Consider the following 20,447-nt stretch of genomic DNA (forward strand, 5'->3'; position numbering starts at 1 on the left):
GTGCTTTGGCTCGCGTGTAAATCTGTGCCTCCCGTTGCTACTGGACGGGCTGCGTTCCAGTTTAACAAGGTAGAGGGTATCAAAGCTATTAATTTTGTTAAGAGTTGCTACATATTGTGAAATTTATCTATAAAACTTGCTGAAACAAAAAAAATATGGTAAAAACAATTGATAGTTTACACTTGCTTAAATTGAGCAAAAACTTATCAGCACTATGCAATTTTAAAGGTTAAAAATTATATCAATAGACTTTTGGTAAAAACCAATTATACCATCTGTGTTTATCTGTGTTTATCTGTGGTTAATTATCCAAAACTTAACTGTTAAAATTGTTAGCAATTAATTGAGAAAATGCTATTTAATGATTAGAAATTAAATTTTGATAGTACGTCCAGCTAATTGCGCGATCGCACTAGCTAACTTCTCTGGCTCAACTGGTTTAGACATATACATCTGGAAACCCGCAGATAAAGCGCGTTTGCGGTCTTCTTCCCTAGCATAAGCAGTTAGCGCCATAGCTGGAATTTGTCCTAATTGCTCTAAAGCTCTCACCTGCTTAATCAAATCATAACCATCTTGATGGGGCATACCAATATCACTAATTAAAACATCTGGATGGAGATTTTTTAGTGCAATAATCGCTTCAGATACAGATGCGATCGCTTCTACTTTTGCGCCATACTGTTCTATTGCAGCCGTCAGATATGCTAGTGTATCCGCACTATCATCAACTACCAGTACTGTTAACCCAGATAGTAAAGAATTGTCCTGAGTTATTGCAGAAGAAGTTGTACTGTGTATCTCTGCATTCTTGGGATACTTCTCTACTTCCTTACTTGCTTGCAGAAGCGGAATATATATAGTAAAAGTTGCTCCTTGTCCTTCTCCCAAACTATCAGCTTTCACAGTTCCACCGTGCAATTCTACTAAGTGACGCACAATTGCTAACCCCAACCCTAACCCACCATAAGATCTAGTACTCGTACTATCAGCTTGGCTAAAACGCTCAAACACATAAGGTAAAAACTCAGGACTAATACCTTTACCTGTATCAACTACTTGAATTTGAACTTGGCTGTCTGTGCTATCTAGTTGCACCTTCACTTTGCCACCATCAGGTGTGAATTTGATCGCATTAGAAAGCAAATTCCATAATACCTGCTGTATGCGATCGCTATCTGCCGATACTAAGCCGATTGAACTGTTGGGAACTAATTCTAATTGAATTGCCTTAGCATTCGCTGCTGGACGTACAGCATCAATTGCAGATTCAATTACAGGTAACAAATTAACAGGACGGATATTTAAACGTAGTTTTCCCCTAATAATCCGCGAAACATCTAAAATATCTTCAATTAATTGTGATTGTAACTGTGCATTGCGCTCAATTGTTTCTAAAGCCCGTGCAGTTGTTGCTTCATCAAACTTACGGCTACGCAGTAACTTAGACCAACCAAGCATCGAATTAAGTGGTGTGCGGAGTTCGTGAGATAGCACAGCTAAAAACTCATCCTTCATACGACTAGCTGTTTCAGCAGTACTACGTGCAGCCTTTTCTGCTTCATATAAATAAGCACGAGCGATCGCCTGAGCGCACTGCTGCGCTAAAGTCAGCATAAATATCCGGTCTTCTGCGGTAAATTTCTGCGGTTCCCTAAAGTTCAAAGTCACCCCACCAATTGCTTTTCCTTCTACAATTAGTGGCATCGAAACCCACGATTCATGCTCATAATGGGCATAAATTTCAGCTAAATGCGGATATTGGGCAATTCTTTCAGCCTTACACTCTGCCCACACAGCAATTCCTGTTCGTACCGCTTCTGATAGCGGGTAAGGTTCATGTATCGAAAAATAGCGCCAAGCTTCTAGCAACTCTGGCTTATAGCCAACTGCACGAATTATTTCTAGTTGCGTACCATCTGGAGTTAGCAGTACTACTAACGCACTGTTAGCACCAAAAGCTGCCATTCCCTGCTCTACAATTACTTCAGCAACTTGGGAAGGGGTAAGAGATTCTGAGAGTGCAGCAGTAACTTTTTGCAACCGCGCCGTGCGATCTGCTGCTATTTCCGCAGCTTGTCGAGCAAGTTTCGCTTCAGTATAAAGCCTTGAGTTATCAACTGCTAAAGCTGCACGACGGGCTAATTCTTCAGCTAAAGACAGATCATTAGAAGTGTAGCGACGATCTGATTCGGCTGTAACTAAGGAGATTACACCAAGCGATCGCCCACGCGCAATTAACGGCACAATAATATATGATTTCAAACCTAACTCACGCAGAATCCGCAAATGTTCCGCATCTTTAGCCGCCTCCACTAAACTAGCGTCAGGAATTTCCGATCCGATCTCCGGCTCACCAGTTCGTAACACCTTCGGTACACCACGATCTGCATTAGGATCTTCCGGGTAACGTTGATTTAGTTGCCAAGCTAATTCTATTTTTGATGGATCTGGATGAGCTACAGCTACCCGACGGATAGAGTGTCTAGCTTGATCATAAATATCAATTGCACACCAATCAGCCAAAAAAGGTACTACGAGTTGCGCCACACTATTTAACGTCGTGTCGTAGTCAAGAGAAGAAGCCAAAACCGCGCTTACCTCTGACAAAAAAGCTGAACTTTGCTCTGCGGTTTCTGCTATAACAGATATTGCTTGCGCTCGCATTAGTTGAGAGTTTTCTAACTCTGCTCGCTTACTCTCAAGTTCAGCACTACGTTCCTCTACAAGCCTTTCTAATTCCTGCTGAGTTTGTTCATTTTGGCGTACAGCTGTCTGTTGTTGTCTACTGATTAAAATACCCAAAGCACTTAACACCACAAGTGCAAAGCAGACTAAATAGGGGATTTCTGCCATGTTGAACCAACTATTGTAAATTAGACCAGTAGCTTTAATATTAAAAATTTATTTTAGTTAAACCAATTTTAGATTAAGTAATGCGATCGCACCTCAGCAGACTATTTAAGATCATAAATATATAGCTTTTAACCAACTTCCAGCCCAACACATCACCTACTGGTCAAGAAAGACAAGGCAACAATGGCAATGAACTATGAATAAGGATATATCTACTATCTCTGAAGGCAATTCTACATTAACTCAGTTAAATATGAATAATGTAGACACTAGCTATTTACTGTGGCTCGGCTGTTTGTTACAACTACACGGCTTACACCGTTTTTATAACAAAAAGTATATTACAGGGTTTTTATGGCTGTGTACTTTTGGTTTACTTGGCATTGGACAATTTATAGATTTATTTGTCATGCGTGGTTTGGTTGAAGAACACAATCTCAAAGCAAGTATGCAATTTGGTTTGTCCCCAAATGGCGTACCGCTTCCTCAAAGTGCGATCGCACTGACTCAACCCTTACCAACCCATGAGCAATTAATGGTAAAACTTCTGAAAGCCGCAGCAACTAGAGGTGGTAAGCTTTCAGTTACTCAAGCCGTGATGGATACAGGGGCTAGCTTTACTCAAGTAGAAGCAACCTTAAAGGAAATGCTTAAAAGTGGATACGTCTGCATAGACAACCACCCAGTAACAGGTGTTGTCCTTTATGATTTCATTGAACTTTAAGCAAATTAATATAATTCAACATAAAATAGAACTCCCCTCCCCGAAATTCGGAGAGGGGTTGGGGGTGGGGTTCTTTTTTCCTACTTAACAGTAACTAACTAATTTCTTACCAGCCACTTTTGAGCATTCAACCTTTGAATTACACCAAAAACCATCAAATCTAGTGTTACTTTGCGCTCATCAATTAAGAATGGCTCAAGTGTGCTAGGCTTACCTCGATTTTCGGCGTATGAAAAAGCTCTTCTTCCTTGAATATTTTCTTCTAAGAAATAGACCCTAAATTGGCGTAAACCACCGTTCCAATTTCCAAGAACTTGCCAACATTGAGGTTCTTGCTGATACCCAGTAATAGGAATCTTTTGCTGCTCAAATTTTAACTCTAGATCCTCAACACCTTGGCTTGCTAATGATGTTGTTAAAGCTGGCAAGTAGTGTTGCTGAATAAACTCAGCAAAAGGCTTATCTTCAACTGCTGGGGCTTTCTCTTTCTTAGCTGCTTTAGCTGGTGCTTCGTCACCCTTAGCGGCTGCCGCTTTTTTAGCCGCAGGCTTTTCACCGTCTGCTGTAGCTTCATCACCCTTAGCTTTAGCAGCCTTTTTAGCAGCAGGTTTCTCTTCTGTATTAGCAGACACCGCAGGTTGATCTACTGCGGTTTGAGAACTATTTTCCGACACTTGAGCTTCCGTCGTCGGTTTTTCTCCCGCAGCATTAGGATTTACATCGGGATTAACTGTTGTGGGATCAGGCGCATTGGCTGAGGGGATATCTGTCGCCTGATCTGAACTGGTACTAGGAGCGTGTTCTTCAGAAACACTGGGAGCCTGCTGGTCAACAGTACTTGGGGCTACCTCTCCGGCAGCATTATGGTTAGTTTCTTCTGCCATTGTTTAAGCAATTCCTTACTGAGGATTACACGCAAAAAACAGTTTTCAGTTAAAAATTTACTGTCTACTGTTTACTTTTCACTCCCAATCGTAGCTTGAATCAACCACCAGCGACTGCTGGAACGATACTAACTTGATCGCCATCATTCAACGATGTCTTTGTACCGTCTAAAAAGCGGATGTCTTCGTCGTTGACATATAAATTCAAAAATCGACGCGGCTCGCCTTTTTCATCACAAAGACGTGCTTTGATACCAGGACAGTTTTGCTCTAAAGATTCGAGAAGTTCCGAAATGTTACTGCCTGTACATTCAAGAGTAGCTTGATCGTTAGCAAATTTTTGCAGAGCGGTAGGAATTAAAACTTTGACGGACATATTTAGAAAATTAGAAGTCGTGATTAGTATTTGGCAATCGGAAATTGGTAACTAGAACCTATCCTAAAAGTTAATTTTAGATATTTTAGACCGCAGATGAAAGCTGCCTATAACAGGCATTCTTTCACCGTTAACTATGTTTAGGTTAGGTTCTATTCCAAACCCTAAATTAAACGAGGACTTGCTGCCAGTCAAGGCGTTCTAAAGTGCGAGAACGTTCTAAGGCGCGTTCAAAACTATCTAGCTTGGCTTCGATTGTCAGAGGTTCTCCAACGTATCCTTGCACTGCTTCTTGGGTTTTCAGTCCATTGCCAGTGATGTAGATTACGGTGCTTTCTTCAGGATCAATCTTACCTGCTTCTACCAGTTTCTTTAATACCGCAACGGTAGTACCACCAGCCGTTTCGGTGAAGATACCTTCGGTTTCAGCTAGTAGCTGCATACCTTCAATAATTTCGCGATCGCTCACTGATTCTATATTACCGTTGGTTTTCCGAGCAATATCTACAGCATAAACACCGTCTGCTGGATTACCTATCGCAATGGATTTAGCAATAGTATTTGGTTTAACTGGTTTAATAAAATCCCGTTCTTCTCTGAAAGCTTCAGCGATAGGAGAACAACCATCTGCTTGCGCTCCACTAAAACGCACGTGCTTATCTGCAACCAGCCCAACTTTAATAAATTCTTGAAAACCTTTGTAAATTTTTGTGAACAAAGATCCAGAGGCTAAAGGAGCAACAATATGATCTGGCAACTCCCAACCTAGCTGTTCAGCTACTTCATAACCAAGAGTTTTTGAACCTTCGGAATAGTAGGGGCGCAAGTTGATATTGACAAATCCCCAACCATAAGTATTAGCTACCTCAGAACAGAGGCGGTTAACTTGATCATAGTTTCCTTGAACAGCCATCAAAGTTGGGCTGTAGATTAAAGTACCCAAAATTTTACCTGCTTCCAAGTCAGCAGGAATGAACACGCAACAGTCTAAACCTGCATAAGCTGCGATCGCAGCAGTAGAATTAGCTAAATTACCTGTACTTGCACAGGATACTGTAGTGAATCCTAATTCTTGCGCTCTAGTCAGTGCAACTGATACCACCCGATCCTTAAAACTCAAGGTGGGCATATTGACAGCATCATTTTTAATGTAAAGCTTTTTCAGACCCAGGCGACGTGCCAAACGATTAGAGCGTACTAAGGGAGTCATCCCTGTTCCCACATCAATAGGTGTATCAGTAGCAACTGGTAAGAAAGACTTATAGCGCCAAATTGAATTTGGTCCTGATTGAATACTTTCACGAGTTACGTGACGGCGTATAGCATCGTAGTCATAGCTAACTTCTAAAGGACCAAAACAATACTCACATACATGAATTGCCTTGGCTTCATACTCAGCACCACACTCTTTACAGCTAAGAGATGTAAAGGTTGCTGTTCCAGCTTTTAGAGGTTTAGTTGCCTGGGTCATGGGTATAGCTCTACTGATACGTCCGTCAACATTTCGCTGATACTAACACAGGTAAAAATACCCGTCAAATATACCCGACTTTTTTTATCGGGTATAAATAAAATACTTGTTAATTAAGCATTTGATTTATATGGTTCCTCAGTTGGGCATCATAAAAGCATGAAACCTCGATCCCCCCTACCCCCCTTTCTAAGGGGGGTAATTTCAAAGTCCCCCTTTTGAAGGGGGATTTAGGGGGATCTCTGCGTAAGTCCTAAAAATGAGCGGGGACTGATTTGGCACAATAGTATAAGGTCATGCCAATAGCCGTATCAGGGAGTATCTGGAATTTAAGAGCCGCGTAGGCGTAGCTGATTAAAAACAGTTAAAAATAATATAAGGAAAATTTATATGTACGGCTTAGTGAACAAAGCTATTCAAGATATGGTGTGCGATCGTTTTGGAGAAGAAACTTGGGAGACAATTAAACAAAAGGCAGAAATTGAAGAAAGTGTTTTCCTAAGCATGGAAGCTTATCCCGATGACCTTACCCACAGGCTAGTAAAAGCAGCTAGCATGGTTTTGGGACTTTCTGCCTCCGATATTATGCAAGCATTCGGGGAATATTGGGTTTTATACACTGCCCAAGAGGGGTACGGTGAGATGATGGAAATGAGTGGAGATAATCTTCCAGATTTTCTTCAGGATCTTGATAATCTTCATACCCGTGTTGGTGTGATCTTTCCGCAACTTAAGCCACCCTCCTTTGACTGTAGCGATATGGAAGAAGAATCCCTTAAATTGCACTACCATTCCCATCGAGAAGGACTCGCTCAGATGGTAATTGGACTGATGAAAGGTTTAGGAGCGAAATTCGATACAGAAGTGGAAGTTACACAAACAGTTAATCGCGAAGAGGGTGCTGACCACGACGAATTCTTGATCAAATATAAGCCCAACTAATCCCCTTATGATTCCTCCCTACGTCAGTCTCTCGCCTGCTTTGTTGGCGAAGTTATTCCCATTTCACATCGCGTTCAACAAAAACACAGAGATTGTTCAAGCGGGGGAAGTTTTACAGCGCATAGCTGGTGAATCTTTAGTGGGAAGTCAGCTTGAGCAGCATTTTCAGATTGCTCGTCCCAGAGTCAAGATAGACTTCGATGCCATCAAGAAGCAATCGCGTTCTCTATTTTTACTAGAATCTCTACACAATGGGATGCAGCTTAAAGGGCAGATGGTTTATGTAGAAGAGCAAGAGGTGATATTCTTCCTATGTTCTCTCTGGGTGACTGAGACTGAGACTTTGGGAACTTTAAACGTTAAGCTCAGAGACTTTGCAATTCACGACCCGATAGTTGACTTTTTGTTTTTGTTACAAGCAAAAGATACCGCATTAACAGATGCGAAAAAGTTGACAGAGGAACTAACCCAACAGCAGGAGGAACTGAACTCAGCATTGCAAATGCAAGCTGAACTGGTTAAGACGGCTGAGGCGCAAGCGCAAAAGCTAGAAAAAGCAATGATAGAGTTGCGACAAACTCAGGCGCAATTAATTCAGACTGAAAAAATGTCAAGCTTGGGGCAATTGGTAGCAGGAGTAGCCCACGAAATCAACAACCCAATTAGTTTTATACAAGGTAACATCAAACCTGCTAATGAATATATACAAGACTTATTAGATCTGCTGCAACTCTATCAAGAACAGTATGCTGATGTCACTCCAGAAATTAGTGAAAAAATTGAAGAAATAGAGTTAGATTTTTTAATGGAAGATTTGCCCAAGCTGATTTCTTCAATGGAAGTTGGGGCGGAAAGAATCGCTGAAATTGTCAAATCTCTGCGTAATTTTTCCCGCCTTGATGAAGCGGAGATTAAACCTGTAGATATCCACTCAGGCATTGAAAGTACGCTAATGATTTTACATAACCGCCTGAAAGCTACATCTGAACATTCAAAAATTGAGGTAGTTAAGGAGTACGGCGACTTACCCCCAGTTGAGTGCTATGCAGGACAACTAAATCAGGTATTTATGAATATTATTGCTAATGCTATTGATGCAGTTGAAGAAAGTATTTTGAAGTTGCCCAAAACTGAAAGAGCAGGGAAAAAGAGTGCGATCGCAATTCGTACAGAGGTTGTAGGGTCTGATCGAGTAGCAATTCGGATTTCTGATAATGGACTAGGAATGCCAGAAACAGTCCAAACCCGTCTATTTGACCCGTTTTTTACGACCAAACCTGTAGGTAAGGGTACTGGTTTAGGTATGTCGATTAGTTATCAGATTGTAGCGGAAAAGCACAACGGATCGTTGCAGTGTATTTCAACATTAGGGGAGGGAACAGAGTTTGTAATTGAAATTCCGATTCAACAACCTGATCTAATGAGGTAATATAATTTCCTTGTAAAATGTGTTGCAGCTTATTAACCACCACTGACTGGCGGAATCAGCACAACTTCATCACCTTGTTGCAAGATAGTATCTGGTTCTACGAATTCAAGATTGACACCACAGCGCGTCAAATTGCGCCATTTTTCTAGTTTGGGATGCTGGTTAATAATCTGTTCTAATACTGCAACCACTGGCGTATCTGGAGGCAAGTGCAGCACTATTTCTGGGAGATTATATGCTTCTTGATAAGCTGCAAACAACTTAACGGTGACAGTGATTGAAGGCTGAGACATAAGATGCCAACAAACTTGAGATTATAACAAATTAGCTATTGCCAAGATTAACTAAAATATAAAGAAATAGAATTATAGCATCTGTTCAATGCGTCGAAAATCTCGTTCTACTTCTATCCACAATGAACGGTTATGAGGATCGGTACGGAGAGCTTTTTTGAGATAAATTCTGGCTTTATCTAATTGACGATCGCTCACCAACTGACGACCCCAACTAGAATATGCGATCGCATTCCACTGTCTGACTTCTGGATCTTGGGGAAAGCGTTGTGCTAAGGCTTCTGCAAGTGCGATCGCGCGGGCAAACTTACGAGACTTAAGCAACTGCTGCAACTGCTTATAAGCACTCCACTTAATCTGTAACTCACTTAACGACAGTTCAGGTGGAGCTTGCTGCTGATTTTCCTTATCCTTAGAAGTGCGAACAACCTTTGTTACTCGTGGCTGCTGCCAGATTACATTAGTATCTTGTTTTTGCGTCTGCTTTGCTGCCTGAGATGCAGGTATTCTAGGCGTATTGACAGCACTTAGAAGTAACTTATACGCCTCAGTCAATTCAATAAACTTAGCTTGAGCTTGCTGATTGCTGCCGTTAATATCAGGATGATATTTCCGTGCTAAACGCCGATAAGATTTCTTAATTTCAGCCGTCGATGCTTCAGAATTTAAGCCCAACAAGCGATAACAATCCGTCAGATTCATTAAAGGAATTGAACTGAGCAACTGACTAAAAAGTTTAAAGGTAAACAACAAGTTTGGGCAAAAGAAGTATGAATAGTTATGGATAAAAATTTAAGTTTTTTTATTCTTAACTATTCATACTTCAATGGTTGCTTATACTGGGCGTTCTTCAATTACACGGTCAATTAGACCATATTCCATTGCTTCTTGAGCAGACATGAAAAAGTCACGATCCATGTCCTTCTCAATCTTTTCTAGAGGCTTGCCTGTGTTATTAGCATAGATTTGATTGAGTTGGCGACGAATGCGGATAATTTCTCTCGCCTCAATCTCAATATCTGTAGCTTGCCCACGAGCGCCACCAGAAGGTTGATGAATCATAATTCGTGAGTGCGGCAAAGCTAACCGTTTACCTTTGGTACCAGCAGCTAGTAGGAAAGAACCCATAGAAGCTGCTAAACCTACACAAATTGTCACTACATCAGATTTAATGTGTTGCATGGTGTCAAAAATCGCCATGCCTGCTGTTACAGATCCACCAGGAGAATTTATATAAAGATAGATATCTTTACCTGGATCTTCAGAATCCAGATATAGCATTACAGCGATGATTTGGTTAGCAATTTCATCATCAACATCTCTACCTAAGAAAATAATCCGTTCTCGGTATAGACGATTGTAGATATCAATCCACTGAGTATATTGTTCCCCTGGCAAGCGGTAAGGAACTTTCGGGACACCTATCGGCATTTAGTCCTCCATTGAGGTATTAAGAGGTCTTAATTTTGGATTTGAAATTTAGGATTAAGTTTCCTTAATTTTCAGCTAGGTGCTGATATTGAGCAAGGTAGGGAAGGTGCAGGGGAGATTTAAATACAGAATTATTTTTTTTACTCCTGAATCCTGACTCAGCCTTTAAGGAACTCCTACCGGAAGGGGTGAAAGCGCTTCTGCTGTTGACTCTAAAACTTGATCGATCAGACCATACTCTTTTGCCTCAAAAGGAGTCATATATAACATCCGATCCATATCTTTGGCAATTTTTTCTGGCGCGTTACCTGTATTTTTAGAGAGTATTTCCAGCAATGTCGCTTTGTTTGCCAACACTTCCTTAGCTCGTATTTGAATGTCAGTTGCTTGACCGCGAGCGTAGGCTTTTGGCTGGTGCAGGACAATGTTGGCATTGGGTAAGCTAACTCTGCAACCTTTAGTACCAGCAGACAGCAACATTGCCGCCATTCCCATCGCTGAACCAATACAGATGGTGTGGATGGGTGGTTTGATGTAGCTCATGGTGTCGCAGATGGCAAATGCTTCGGTTTCAAAGCCAATCGGCTCGCCATTGTAATTTGATGTACCAGTGGAATTGATGTAGATTTTAATCGGTTTTTCCGGGTCTTCGTATTGTAAATACAGCAGTTCAGCAACGATTAACTCCGTAACCGATGGTACTAGAGGCATACCCAGATAGACAATTCGCTCCTTCAATAACATGGAGGGGAGGTCTGGCGGTGGTGTACGGTAAAAGTTATCACCGTAGTATGGAGATTGAACTGCCTGAATTGGTATGTTCATGGCGTTTTTTTGACTGAAATGAAGGCGCTATCTTTAAAACATACTAGCTTGCTTCAGGGCATGGCTGCCGATTTGGGATTAATAAACTGGCAGAGATGTTAAGCGACAAGTTATTTTGATGGTTAGTTGTAAGTTTTTGAGATTTTGTTTTTGGTAGCCTGAAGATTTTTAGATGCTACTTCATATTGGTCTTGCTTTAATAGGAGTTTTGTGATATGAAAGCCGATCTACTACCTGTTTTAAATGATGCAAATGTTGACGCGACTCAATCGAGTACTCAACGTCAGTTAGCAATAGATATTTCTGCGATCGCAGATGGCAGAGAAAGTAATGTCCCAGTTAATTTATGCTTAATTTTGGATCATAGTGGTTCGATGAATGGACAACCACTAGAAACTGTCAAAAAAGCAGCACAACGTTTAGTTGAGAAACTTTCACCAGGCGATCGCATTTCTGTGGTAGCTTTCGATCATAGAGCTAAAGTAATTGTCCCTAATCAAGTAATTAAAGATCCCGCTAAGGTTTCCAAAGCAATTGCTTCATTACAGTCTGATGGTGGTACAGCAATTGATGAAGGGATGAAACTGGGAATTGAAGAACTAGCAAAAGGGAAAAAAGATGCAGTTTCCCATGCTTTTTTGCTGACAGATGGCGAAAATGAACACGGTGATAATAAACGCTGTATCAAATTAGCTGAATTAGCTACGGAATACAAATTAACTTTAAATACTCTCGGATTTGGTGAACATTGGAACCAAAATGTGTTAGAACAAATTTCTGATGTCGCAGGCGGTACAATGGCTTATATTGAACAGCCAGATCAAGCTGTGCAGGAATTTAGCCGCTTGTTTAGTCGTATTCAATCAGTAGGCTTAACTAATGCTTATTTGTTGTTATCCTTAATGCCTAAAGTTCGATTGGCAGAACTGAAACCTATTGCTCAAGTAGCTCCTGATACAATTGAATTACCAGTGCAGAGAGAGGGCAATCAATTTGTAGTGCGCTTGGGTGATTTAATGACAGATGTTTCGCGGATAGTTCTAGCTAATTTATATATAGGTCAATTAGCAGAAGGTCGTCAGAATATTGCTCAAATTCAAGTGCGCTACGATGATCCAGCAATGGGTAAACAAAATTTACTTTCTGATTTAGTAAATGTAGAAGCTAATGTTGTACGCTCTTATCAGCCTGCTCCTAATGCGGAAGTTCAGCAGTATATATTAGCTTTAGCTAAGTATCGCCAAACTCAATTAGCAGAGTCGAAATTACAAAGAGGCGATCGCGCGGGTGCTGCTACTATGTTACAAACTGCTGCTAAAACAGCTTTGCAAATGGGTGATAAAAGTGCTGCAACTGTTTTACAAACCAGTGCTACTCGTTTGCAAGCAGGTGGGGAACTCTCGGAAGCTGACAAGAAGAAAACTCGGATTGTTTCTAAAACTATTTTGCAGGAATAGTTGGTTAATTAGTTAATTTTTTATTTGATGGTTGATACCCACTATTGCTTAAACAAGGTGGGTATTTTACTATATCTGTCTTATCTTCGTCTTACCTCTTTGGGCATACCAAATTAAAATTATTCCTATGATAATTCCCAAGCCATGCGCCCAATAACCGATGCTGAACAAATTAATCCCACCAGCAATATTTAAACTACCAATGCCATAAAATGCTTGTTGAATAAACCACCAGAATAGATAAAACCATGCTGGTAAGGTGATAGGTATAAAAATAATTACTAGCGGTAAGATAGTTTCAATTCTGGCTTTAGGAAATAAGAAGATGTAAGCGCCAAGTACAGATGCGATCGCGCCATTTGCTCCTAACAATGGTATTGTTAACTTTGGCTCAACAAGTATTTGTAATATTTCTGTTGCAATCCCAGAAATCATGTAAAATATTAAGTATCGCAAATGCCCAAAATGAGCCTCAATATTTTTACCAAAAACAAACAAAAACAGCAGATTACCTAAAATCTGGCTAAAGCTGCTGTGGAGAAACATTGCTGATAGTAAAGAACCAGCGCCTATCATAACGGCTACCCATGCAGCCGGATTATGAGTTGTGAAAGCATCTAAAATCACAGTAATAATTCGATTTGGAATTATTCCCCAGTGGTTAATAAAATTTTGTAATTTACCAGCAATATCTAATTTTAATTCGCCTAGAAATATGCAGATATTAAAGCCTATAAGTAAATAATTGACTAGCGGTTGGCTGCGATTAGGGATATTATCGCTAATAGGAATCATGGAAATTTAATAATAATTGGAATAAGCACAGATGTCATGTGCTATGTGTAGGGACGGGTTGTCAAGAAAATCAAGTATTTGCAGATATCTTGGTTGAACCCGCCCAAAAGCGGAAGTTTAATCTTCTCCTAACTTACTAAATAAAGTCGCAAGAATTGTATTAGAAAATAAAAACCCTTCAGGATCACTTAACCTGATTCTACCAGCATTTGGAAATTGATTATTATATTTAATTTCACCCAACTTTATTAAGCCGCAATTTTTATCTAAAATTTCTACCCAACCCTGTTTACAATAATCTTGCAAACAATCCCAAATTTGTTGGATAGTTTCTTCTCCAAATTGTTCAGCTAAAGTTTGTAAACTTAAACCTTCTGCCATCCGCAACCCTAACATTAAAGTTTCTAACAAAACTTCATTTTCAGAAATTTGAGGACATTCAAAAGTCCCATTATTTTGAGTTAGCTGTTGTACCCATTCATAATACTCCCGTGTTTTGCGGGGGCGAGTGAATCTACACCCATCAACATAGCTAGATGCACCCATCCCAAAAGCATAATAAGGACGATTTTCCCAGTAAACTCGATTATGACGACATTGATAACCAGGTTGGGAATAGTTAGAAATTTCGTAATGCTGATAACCTTTACTGGTAAGGACTTGCTGCGCTAGTCGATACATATTAGCTGCTGTTTCATCAGTAGGTAAAGGTTTATCGCCTGGTTGATATTGTCGTCCAAAAGCAGTTACAGACTCGATAATTAAGTCATAAATTGATATGTGATTGGGTGCGATCGCAACGGCTATTTCTAAAGAAGCTTGCCATTGTGCTAAAGTTTGATGGGGCAACCCAGAAATTAAATCTATGCTGAAATTGGGTACACCTGCTGCGCGAATAATTTCGACTGATGCGTAGATATCCGAGACATTGTGCGATCGCCCACATATATGCAATAATTCGTCTTGAAACGCTTGCACACCCATACTAATACGATTCACACCCGCATCTAAATACCCTTGAATTTGTTGGTAATTAAACGTACCTGGGTCGATTTCCATTGAAATCTCAGCATTAGCCGCAATTCCAAATTGCCTATTTAGTACATCCAGCAAGTGTTTTAACTGTTCTACAGATAACAGTGATGGTGTACCACCACCAAAAAAAATCGTTTCTAACGGATACCCCAATTTTGGTGTAATTGAGATTTCTTGAGATAAAAACTCTATATATTGCTGGATAGTACCAGAATTTTCCCCTGTCTTATTACCTACAACTGAAACCGGAAAATCGCAGTAATAGCATCTACGTCTACAAAAGGGAATATGCAAATATGCAGATTTGGGAATTACACTATTTCTAGATGACTGATATTTTTGTAACTTATTTAACAATTGATTGACTGGCATATATTAGCTATTTAAGTAAATATGAAGCGTTAATTAATAATTGTTAAGTTATTCAAAGTTTTGCTTGATTAATATATTTATATTAGATTTATGGCATAAGTTTATCTAATCTTGGTTTGAATTTGCATAGCCTGTGGCAACGTGGCGTGTACATCTGCGGTTAATTAACCTTTACCAATAATCAAAAAATAATATTTAAACGATATCTAACTAATTTAACTTTAATAATTAAAAGCTCATATTCTTAAGCCGCGTCAGAAACGCAATAGCTTGAAATATATAATGTAATGTATCTGGATCTGGTTTTATATTTTTAAATCATCCCAGGAATCATAACTACCATTCTCTTGAAACAAAACAATGGTTGATGCAATCATCATAATTATACTTATTCTAGCAGCAGCAGGGATAGGCTTCGACAGCGTTGAATTACTTCCCAGCACTGCGTTGAAGCAGGTGACAAATGTTGAAGCTTTGCGCTGGATAACTGCTGCCTTTGCTGCCTTAGTCGGCGGTGCATTTGGGTTGGTTGTCCAAACAGCCTATCGCCGTTTAGAAGCGCAAGTTCGGGAAATGCCCGCCGAAGTTTTATTAACCAGAGCGATTGGGTTAATACTTGGGCTATTAGTTGCTAACTTAATGCTGGCTCCAGTTTTCTGGCTGCCAATGCCTATAGACTTTGCCTTCCTAAAACCACTACTAACAATTTTAGCTAGTGTGATGTTTTGCTACTTAGGAGTTAGTCTTGCTGATACTCATGGTAAGTCATTTTTAAGGCTAATTAATCCTCATAGCATGGATATGTTGGTAGCAGAAGGTACTCTCAAACCAGCCTCTACCAAGGTGGTTGATACTAGCTGCATTATTGATGGTCGGATTGAGGAACTACTAAAAACAGGCTTTATTGAGGGGCAAATCCTTGTTCCCCAGTTTGTTTTGCAAGAACTCCAACAACTTGCTGATTCTTCCAATGACATGAAGCGAGTCAGGGGACGCAGAGGGTTAGATATCCTCAACAGCATGAAAGAAACTTTTGCAGACAGAATCGTTATCCATGCTGCTGACTACGATGATATCTCCACGGTAGATGCTAAATTAGTGCGTTTCACCCAAGAAATTAACGGCACACTTTTAAGTAATGACTACAACCTGACTAAAGTTGCCAACTTGCAGAAAGTATTAGTATTGAATGTTAACGATTTATCTCAAGCGGTGCGCCCAGTTTATTTACCAGGTGACTGGCTAGATTTGAAAATTATCAAGGAAGGTAAAGAACCTGCACAGGGGATAGGCTATCTGAATGATGGCACGATGGTAGTTGTAGAAGAAGGGCGTAAATATGTCGGTGGTGAACTACGGGTTATTGTCACCAGTGCATTACAAACCTCTGCTGGTAGAATGATTTTTGCACGACCGCAAGCATCTTTTGTCGCGTGAATTCACAATTGTAGAGACGTGCATCACAATTGTAGAGACGCGAAATTTCGCGTCTCTACATTAATTTTAGGTAACGCTGTCTAGCTACTGTAGAGAGATCCGAATTATATATATAGTGTAATCCGTTGAGCAAAGTTAAGTGCGATCGCGCAAAATCTATTACAGAGATCTTATAACGATATAACACTGTCACCATGACTATCAAAGAACAAGGCACAATCACTATACATAGTGAGAATATCTTTCCCATTATCAAAAAATCTCTCTACACAGACCACGAAATCTTCTTACGGGAACTCATATCCAACGCAGTCGATGCCATCCAAAAATTAAAGATGGTTTCCTTGTCAGGAGAATTTCAAGGTGAACTAAACGAGCCAGAAATTCAAATTACTATTGACAAAGAGCAAAAAACCCTCTCCATTACTGATAACGGCATCGGTATGACTGCCGATGAAGTCAAAAAATACATCAATCAAGTTGCCTTCTCTAGTGCTGAAGAATTTATTAACAAGTACAAAAATAATGGCGACCAGCAAATTATTGGTCACTTTGGACTAGGTTTTTATTCCTCTTTCATGGTGGCGAGTCAAGTTGAAATTGATACACTTTCATTTCAAGCAGACGCGCAAGCTGTCCATTGGTCTTGTGATGGTTCACCAAAGTTTCAGTTAGATGAGTCATCTCGCACAGGGCGCGGTACTACTGTTACTCTTACTCTCCAAGAAGAAGAGCAAGAATATTTAGAACCTGCTAGAATTCGTCAATTAATTAAAACTTACTGCGACTTCATGCCAGTACCCATCAAACTAGATGGAGAAGTCGTCAACCAGCAAAAGGCACTTTGGAAACAATCACCTCAAAACCTTACCAAAGAAGATTATCTAGAGTTTTATCGCTATCTCTATCCTTTCCAAGAAGAACCCTTACTGTGGGTACACCTCAACACAGATTATCCGTTTATTCTCAATGGGATTCTTTACTTTCCCAAGCTTAAACCTGATGTCGATGTTTCCAAAGGACAAATTAAGCTATTCTGCAATCAGGTATTTGTTAGCGACCACTGCGAAGAAATTATCCCTAAATTCTTGCTACCGTTACGGGGTGTAATTGATAGCACAGATATTCCTCTTAACGTTTCTCGTAGTGCGTTGACAAACGATCGCACAGTAAAACGTATAGCTGATTATATCGCGAAAAAAGTAGGCGATCGCCTCAAAGAACTTTACCGCGAAAACCGCGAAGAATATATTCGCTGTTGGCAGGATTTGGGAACCTTCGTTAAATTTGGTTCCCTCAACGACGACAAATTTAACAAACAAGTCGAAGATATTATTATCTTCCGCACCACCTACAAAGAAAATAACCCTCAACCAGAAACAGCCAGCGAGACACCAGCAGTACAAGTACAAACAGAAGATGATGCTTGGCAAGATGTTACCCCAGCAACTACTGAACCTGCTGCTGCCAAAAATGGAGAAGTTTATACTACTCTCAAAGAATACTTAGAACGCAACAAAGAACGCCACGAAAATCGCGTATTTTACTGCACCGAACCTGTAACCCAAGCAACTTACGTGCAACTGCACAAAAATCAGGGTTTAGAAGTCCTATTTATGGACTCCTTTATTGATAGCCACTTCATCAGCTTCTTAGAACAGGAATATTCTGATGTTAAGTTCACCCGTGTAGACTCAGAGCTAGATGAAACATTAATTGACAAAGACAAAGCGGGAGAAATAGTTGACCCGACAACTAACAAAACTCGTAGTGAACAAATCAAAGAGTTATTTGAAAAAGCTCTCAACAAACCTAAACTAAATATACGCACCGAAGCACTCAAATCAGATGACCCCCAAGGAACACCACCAGCAATGGTATTGTTACCAGAATTTTTGCGGCGTTTACGCGAAATGAACGCTTTGATGCAACAGCAAAATATGGAGTTTCCTGAAGAACATATTTTAGTCGTAAATACAGCACATCCACTGATTCAAAACTTAGTTAACTTGAATCAAGGTAGTGTAATTCAAGGTGAAGGCGAATCGCCTAGCGGTCAATTAGTTGACCTCATGTGTCACCATATCTATGATTTAGCATTGATGGCACAAAAAGGATTTGACGCTGAAGGAATGAAATCATTTGTTGAACGTTCTAACCAAGTATTAACACGCTTAACAGAACGTTAGAATCGTGACATAGAGATCCCCCTAAATCCCCCTTAACAAGGGGGACTTTGATTTCCCCCCCTTTTTAAACCCTGCTAGTTCTGATCTAGATTTCAGGCTTTCGGTGCATAAGCCATAAAAGTGATAATTGGGAGGGGAGTAAATAATAAGATCTAAATCTTCTCTTCTCTCAAATCAACTCCAAAAAAGATGGAGGAAATAAAATGCAACTCGAATTGAATCAATTGAGTGTTCCGCCAGGTCAAAGAGTACTGTTGAAAAATGTTAGCTGGCAGATGTTTGAAAGTATTTTAGATGAACTAGGGGAAGGTCGGGCTGCTCGAATTTCCTATAGTCAAGGAACTTTAGAAATTATGACTCCTTTACCAGAACATGAAAATGACAAAGTAATTATTGGTGACTTTGTAAAAGCAATATTAGAAGAACTAGATATTGAATTTGTGAGCCTTGGCTCAACAACCTTTAAAAATAAAGTTATGGTTCAAAGTGTAGAGCCAGATGATTGCTTTTATATTAAAAATGAAGCAGCTATAAGAGGGAAAAAAAGGATAGATTTAACTATAGATCCACCTCCCGATTTAGCTATTGAAATTGATCTTACTTATAGAACTCAGTTTAATAATTATGAATTTTTAAAAGTGCCTGAATTGTGGCGATACAATGGACAAAGACTACAAATTAATATCTTGCACAATGGCAAATATGTTGAATCACAAAATAGCCATATTTTTTCAGAAATACCCCTGAAAGAGACTATTCCTCAGTATGTAGAGCAAAGCAAAATTATCGGTAGAAATGCTACTATGAAAGCATTTCGTACATGGGTAAAAGAGCAATTGAATAGGTAATCACAGCAGATTTTAAGTTGGTAAAGTACAAAATTATCCCGTCCGCACTGCTCTTGCCCCCTCCCCTTAATAAGGGGAGGGTTGGGGTGGGGTATACTAGATTTAAGGGCAAAGTATTGTAATAAAAAAAATATGGCATTTAAATAATATAATAATTGCCATGACAATATTCCCGCACGACCAATTTGCTAAAGATTATTTAGAAGAGTTATTAGGGACACTAGGAGAAGTCAAAGCTCCCCGTGAAGTGCGTTCCGAAGTGCGACAAATAGATGTTTGGTTCGCACCTGCACCACAATTACAAAGTAATGCAGAAACTCTCGGTTTGTTAGGACGGATGGCGACGACACCATGTTTATTTGAACCATTCCGCAATGCAGTAGCGCCTGATGATATTTCTACTTGTCTGCTCAAACTATTAGAAATTCACGCTCAGGTATACAGAGAAGGCAACCGTAGTAAGACTCGCATCAATATAGGAGATTTGCCCAAATTATGGCTACTTACGCCTACGGCTTCTGAGGCAATCTTATCTGGATTTGGTGCAAAAGTTGATGCCAATTGGTTGCCTGGAATGTATTTTCTCCCTGATTATCTTAGAACAGCTATTGTGGTAATTCATCAGTTACCTCGTACTCCAGAAACATTGTGGTTGAGGATGTTAGGTAAAGGAAAAGTACAGTCACAGGCAATTGATGAGCTAGAATTACTGCCACAAGAGCATCCGTTTCGCTCAAATGCGTTGTTGTTGCTGTCTAATTTGCGTAGTAATTTAGAAGTGAATGCTGAAATAGAGGCAGAGGACAAGGAGTTAGTTATGCGGTTATCACCAATTCTCTCACAGCAGTTAGAGTCGGCTACCCAGCAAGGGTTACAAGAAGGACTACAGCAAGGACAGCGCAGAGTTGTGGAAAATTTTCTTAAAGTGCGCTTTGGTGCAATAGATGAGGAACTATCGGCAATAATTTCGCCATTGTTGTTGTTACCACCAGAGGAATTTACTCCGTTGCTGCTGCAATTGTCGCGTGATGAATTAATCGCCTTGTTTGCCCGCACCAACTAAAATAGCAATGACTAGATTAC

General features: G+C 40.0%; 18 protein-coding genes. 8 read left to right on the forward strand and 10 right to left on the reverse strand.

The features are described 5' to 3' along the window. Positions 1–372: 372 nt before the first annotated feature. Positions 373–2,856, reverse strand: a complete 2,484-nt coding sequence (locus tag CRI9333_RS08145; protein WP_015202687.1) for a hybrid sensor histidine kinase/response regulator — start codon at positions 2,854–2,856, stop codon at positions 373–375. Between the two features lie 196 nt (positions 2,857–3,052). Between CRI9333_RS08145 and CRI9333_RS08150 the strand changes: the two genes are divergently transcribed. After that, positions 3,053–3,580 (forward strand): TM2 domain-containing protein, encoded by a 528-nt coding sequence (locus CRI9333_RS08150; RefSeq protein ID WP_015202688.1) that lies wholly within the window; start codon positions 3,053–3,055, stop codon positions 3,578–3,580. A 98-nt stretch (positions 3,581–3,678) separates the two neighbouring features. Here the strand turns inward: CRI9333_RS08150 and CRI9333_RS08155 are convergent, their stop codons facing one another. From CRI9333_RS08155 to thrC, 3 genes are all read right to left on the reverse strand, one after another. Then, positions 3,679–4,464: a DUF2996 domain-containing protein gene (locus CRI9333_RS08155; RefSeq protein WP_015202689.1), complete on the reverse strand. Its 786-nt coding sequence runs from the start codon at positions 4,462–4,464 to the stop codon at positions 3,679–3,681. Positions 4,465–4,564: 100 nt separating this feature from the next. Next, positions 4,565–4,840, reverse strand: coding sequence for a MoaD/ThiS family protein (locus CRI9333_RS08160; protein ID WP_015202690.1), 276 nt, complete (start codon positions 4,838–4,840; stop codon positions 4,565–4,567). Between the two features lie 169 nt (positions 4,841–5,009). Beyond that, positions 5,010–6,311, reverse strand: coding sequence for a threonine synthase (gene thrC, locus CRI9333_RS08165; protein ID WP_015202691.1), 1,302 nt, complete (start codon positions 6,309–6,311; stop codon positions 5,010–5,012). A gap of 390 nt (positions 6,312–6,701) precedes the next feature. Here thrC and CRI9333_RS08170 point away from each other — a divergent pair, with 390 nt between their 5' ends. Further along, positions 6,702–7,253: a heme NO-binding domain-containing protein gene (locus tag CRI9333_RS08170; protein WP_015202692.1), complete on the forward strand. Its 552-nt coding sequence runs from the start codon at positions 6,702–6,704 to the stop codon at positions 7,251–7,253. Positions 7,254–7,260: 7 nt separating this feature from the next. Next, a complete protein-coding gene (locus tag CRI9333_RS08175) occupies positions 7,261–8,682 on the forward strand; it encodes an ATP-binding protein (RefSeq protein WP_015202693.1) in 1,422 nt (473 codons plus the stop codon). Positions 8,683–8,714: 32 nt separating this feature from the next. On the opposite strand, the gene CRI9333_RS08180 is transcribed toward CRI9333_RS08175, so the two are convergent. The 4 genes from CRI9333_RS08180 to CRI9333_RS08195 all read right to left on the reverse strand — a co-directional run bounded on the left by CRI9333_RS08180 (position 8,715) and on the right by CRI9333_RS08195 (position 11,231). Continuing rightward, complete coding sequence (locus CRI9333_RS08180) at positions 8,715–8,975, reverse strand: MoaD/ThiS family protein (RefSeq protein WP_015202694.1); 261 nt, start codon at positions 8,973–8,975, stop codon at positions 8,715–8,717. 72 nt (positions 8,976–9,047) lie between these two features. Beyond that, the gene (locus tag CRI9333_RS08185; protein ID WP_015202695.1) at positions 9,048–9,677 is read right to left on the reverse strand and encodes a J domain-containing protein; all 630 of its coding nucleotides are present in this window, start codon (positions 9,675–9,677) and stop codon (positions 9,048–9,050) included. Positions 9,678–9,809: 132 nt separating this feature from the next. Next, positions 9,810–10,406: an ATP-dependent Clp protease proteolytic subunit gene (locus CRI9333_RS08190; protein ID WP_015202696.1), complete on the reverse strand. Its 597-nt coding sequence runs from the start codon at positions 10,404–10,406 to the stop codon at positions 9,810–9,812. A gap of 165 nt (positions 10,407–10,571) precedes the next feature. Continuing rightward, positions 10,572–11,231: an ATP-dependent Clp protease proteolytic subunit gene (locus tag CRI9333_RS08195; protein WP_015202697.1), complete on the reverse strand. Its 660-nt coding sequence runs from the start codon at positions 11,229–11,231 to the stop codon at positions 10,572–10,574. 215 nt (positions 11,232–11,446) lie between these two features. Between CRI9333_RS08195 and CRI9333_RS08200 the strand changes: the two genes are divergently transcribed. Beyond that, complete coding sequence (locus tag CRI9333_RS08200) at positions 11,447–12,688, forward strand: vWA domain-containing protein (protein WP_015202698.1); 1,242 nt, start codon at positions 11,447–11,449, stop codon at positions 12,686–12,688. Positions 12,689–12,757: 69 nt separating this feature from the next. On the opposite strand, the gene CRI9333_RS08205 is transcribed toward CRI9333_RS08200, so the two are convergent. Together CRI9333_RS08205 and hemW are read right to left on the reverse strand one after the other, a co-directional pair. After that, positions 12,758–13,483 carry a rhomboid family intramembrane serine protease gene (locus CRI9333_RS08205; RefSeq protein WP_015202699.1) on the reverse strand — a complete coding sequence of 242 codons (726 nt, stop codon included), beginning with the start codon at positions 13,481–13,483 and terminating at the stop codon, positions 12,758–12,760. A gap of 117 nt (positions 13,484–13,600) precedes the next feature. Beyond that, on the reverse strand, positions 13,601–14,890 hold the full coding sequence (gene hemW / locus CRI9333_RS08210; protein ID WP_015202700.1) for a radical SAM family heme chaperone HemW: 1,290 nt from the start codon (positions 14,888–14,890) through the stop codon (positions 13,601–13,603). Positions 14,891–15,250: 360 nt separating this feature from the next. Here hemW and CRI9333_RS08215 point away from each other — a divergent pair, with 360 nt between their 5' ends. From CRI9333_RS08215 to CRI9333_RS08230, 4 genes are all read left to right on the forward strand, one after another. After that, positions 15,251–16,327, forward strand: coding sequence for a PIN/TRAM domain-containing protein (locus CRI9333_RS08215; RefSeq protein ID WP_015202701.1), 1,077 nt, complete (start codon positions 15,251–15,253; stop codon positions 16,325–16,327). 194 nt (positions 16,328–16,521) lie between these two features. After that, positions 16,522–18,516 carry a molecular chaperone HtpG gene (htpG, locus tag CRI9333_RS08220; RefSeq protein WP_015202702.1) on the forward strand — a complete coding sequence of 665 codons (1,995 nt, stop codon included), beginning with the start codon at positions 16,522–16,524 and terminating at the stop codon, positions 18,514–18,516. 203 nt (positions 18,517–18,719) lie between these two features. Beyond that, entirely contained in the window at positions 18,720–19,364 is a 645-nt protein-coding gene (locus CRI9333_RS08225; protein ID WP_015202703.1) for a Uma2 family endonuclease, read from the forward strand. Between the two features lie 160 nt (positions 19,365–19,524). After that, a complete protein-coding gene (locus CRI9333_RS08230; RefSeq protein ID WP_015202704.1) occupies positions 19,525–20,427 on the forward strand; it encodes a hypothetical protein in 903 nt (300 codons plus the stop codon). Positions 20,428–20,447: the final 20 nt, after the last annotated feature.

It is taken from the genome of Crinalium epipsammum PCC 9333 (genome assembly GCF_000317495.1).
GTDB lineage: Bacteria > Cyanobacteriota > Cyanobacteriia > Cyanobacteriales > PCC-9333 > Crinalium > Crinalium epipsammum.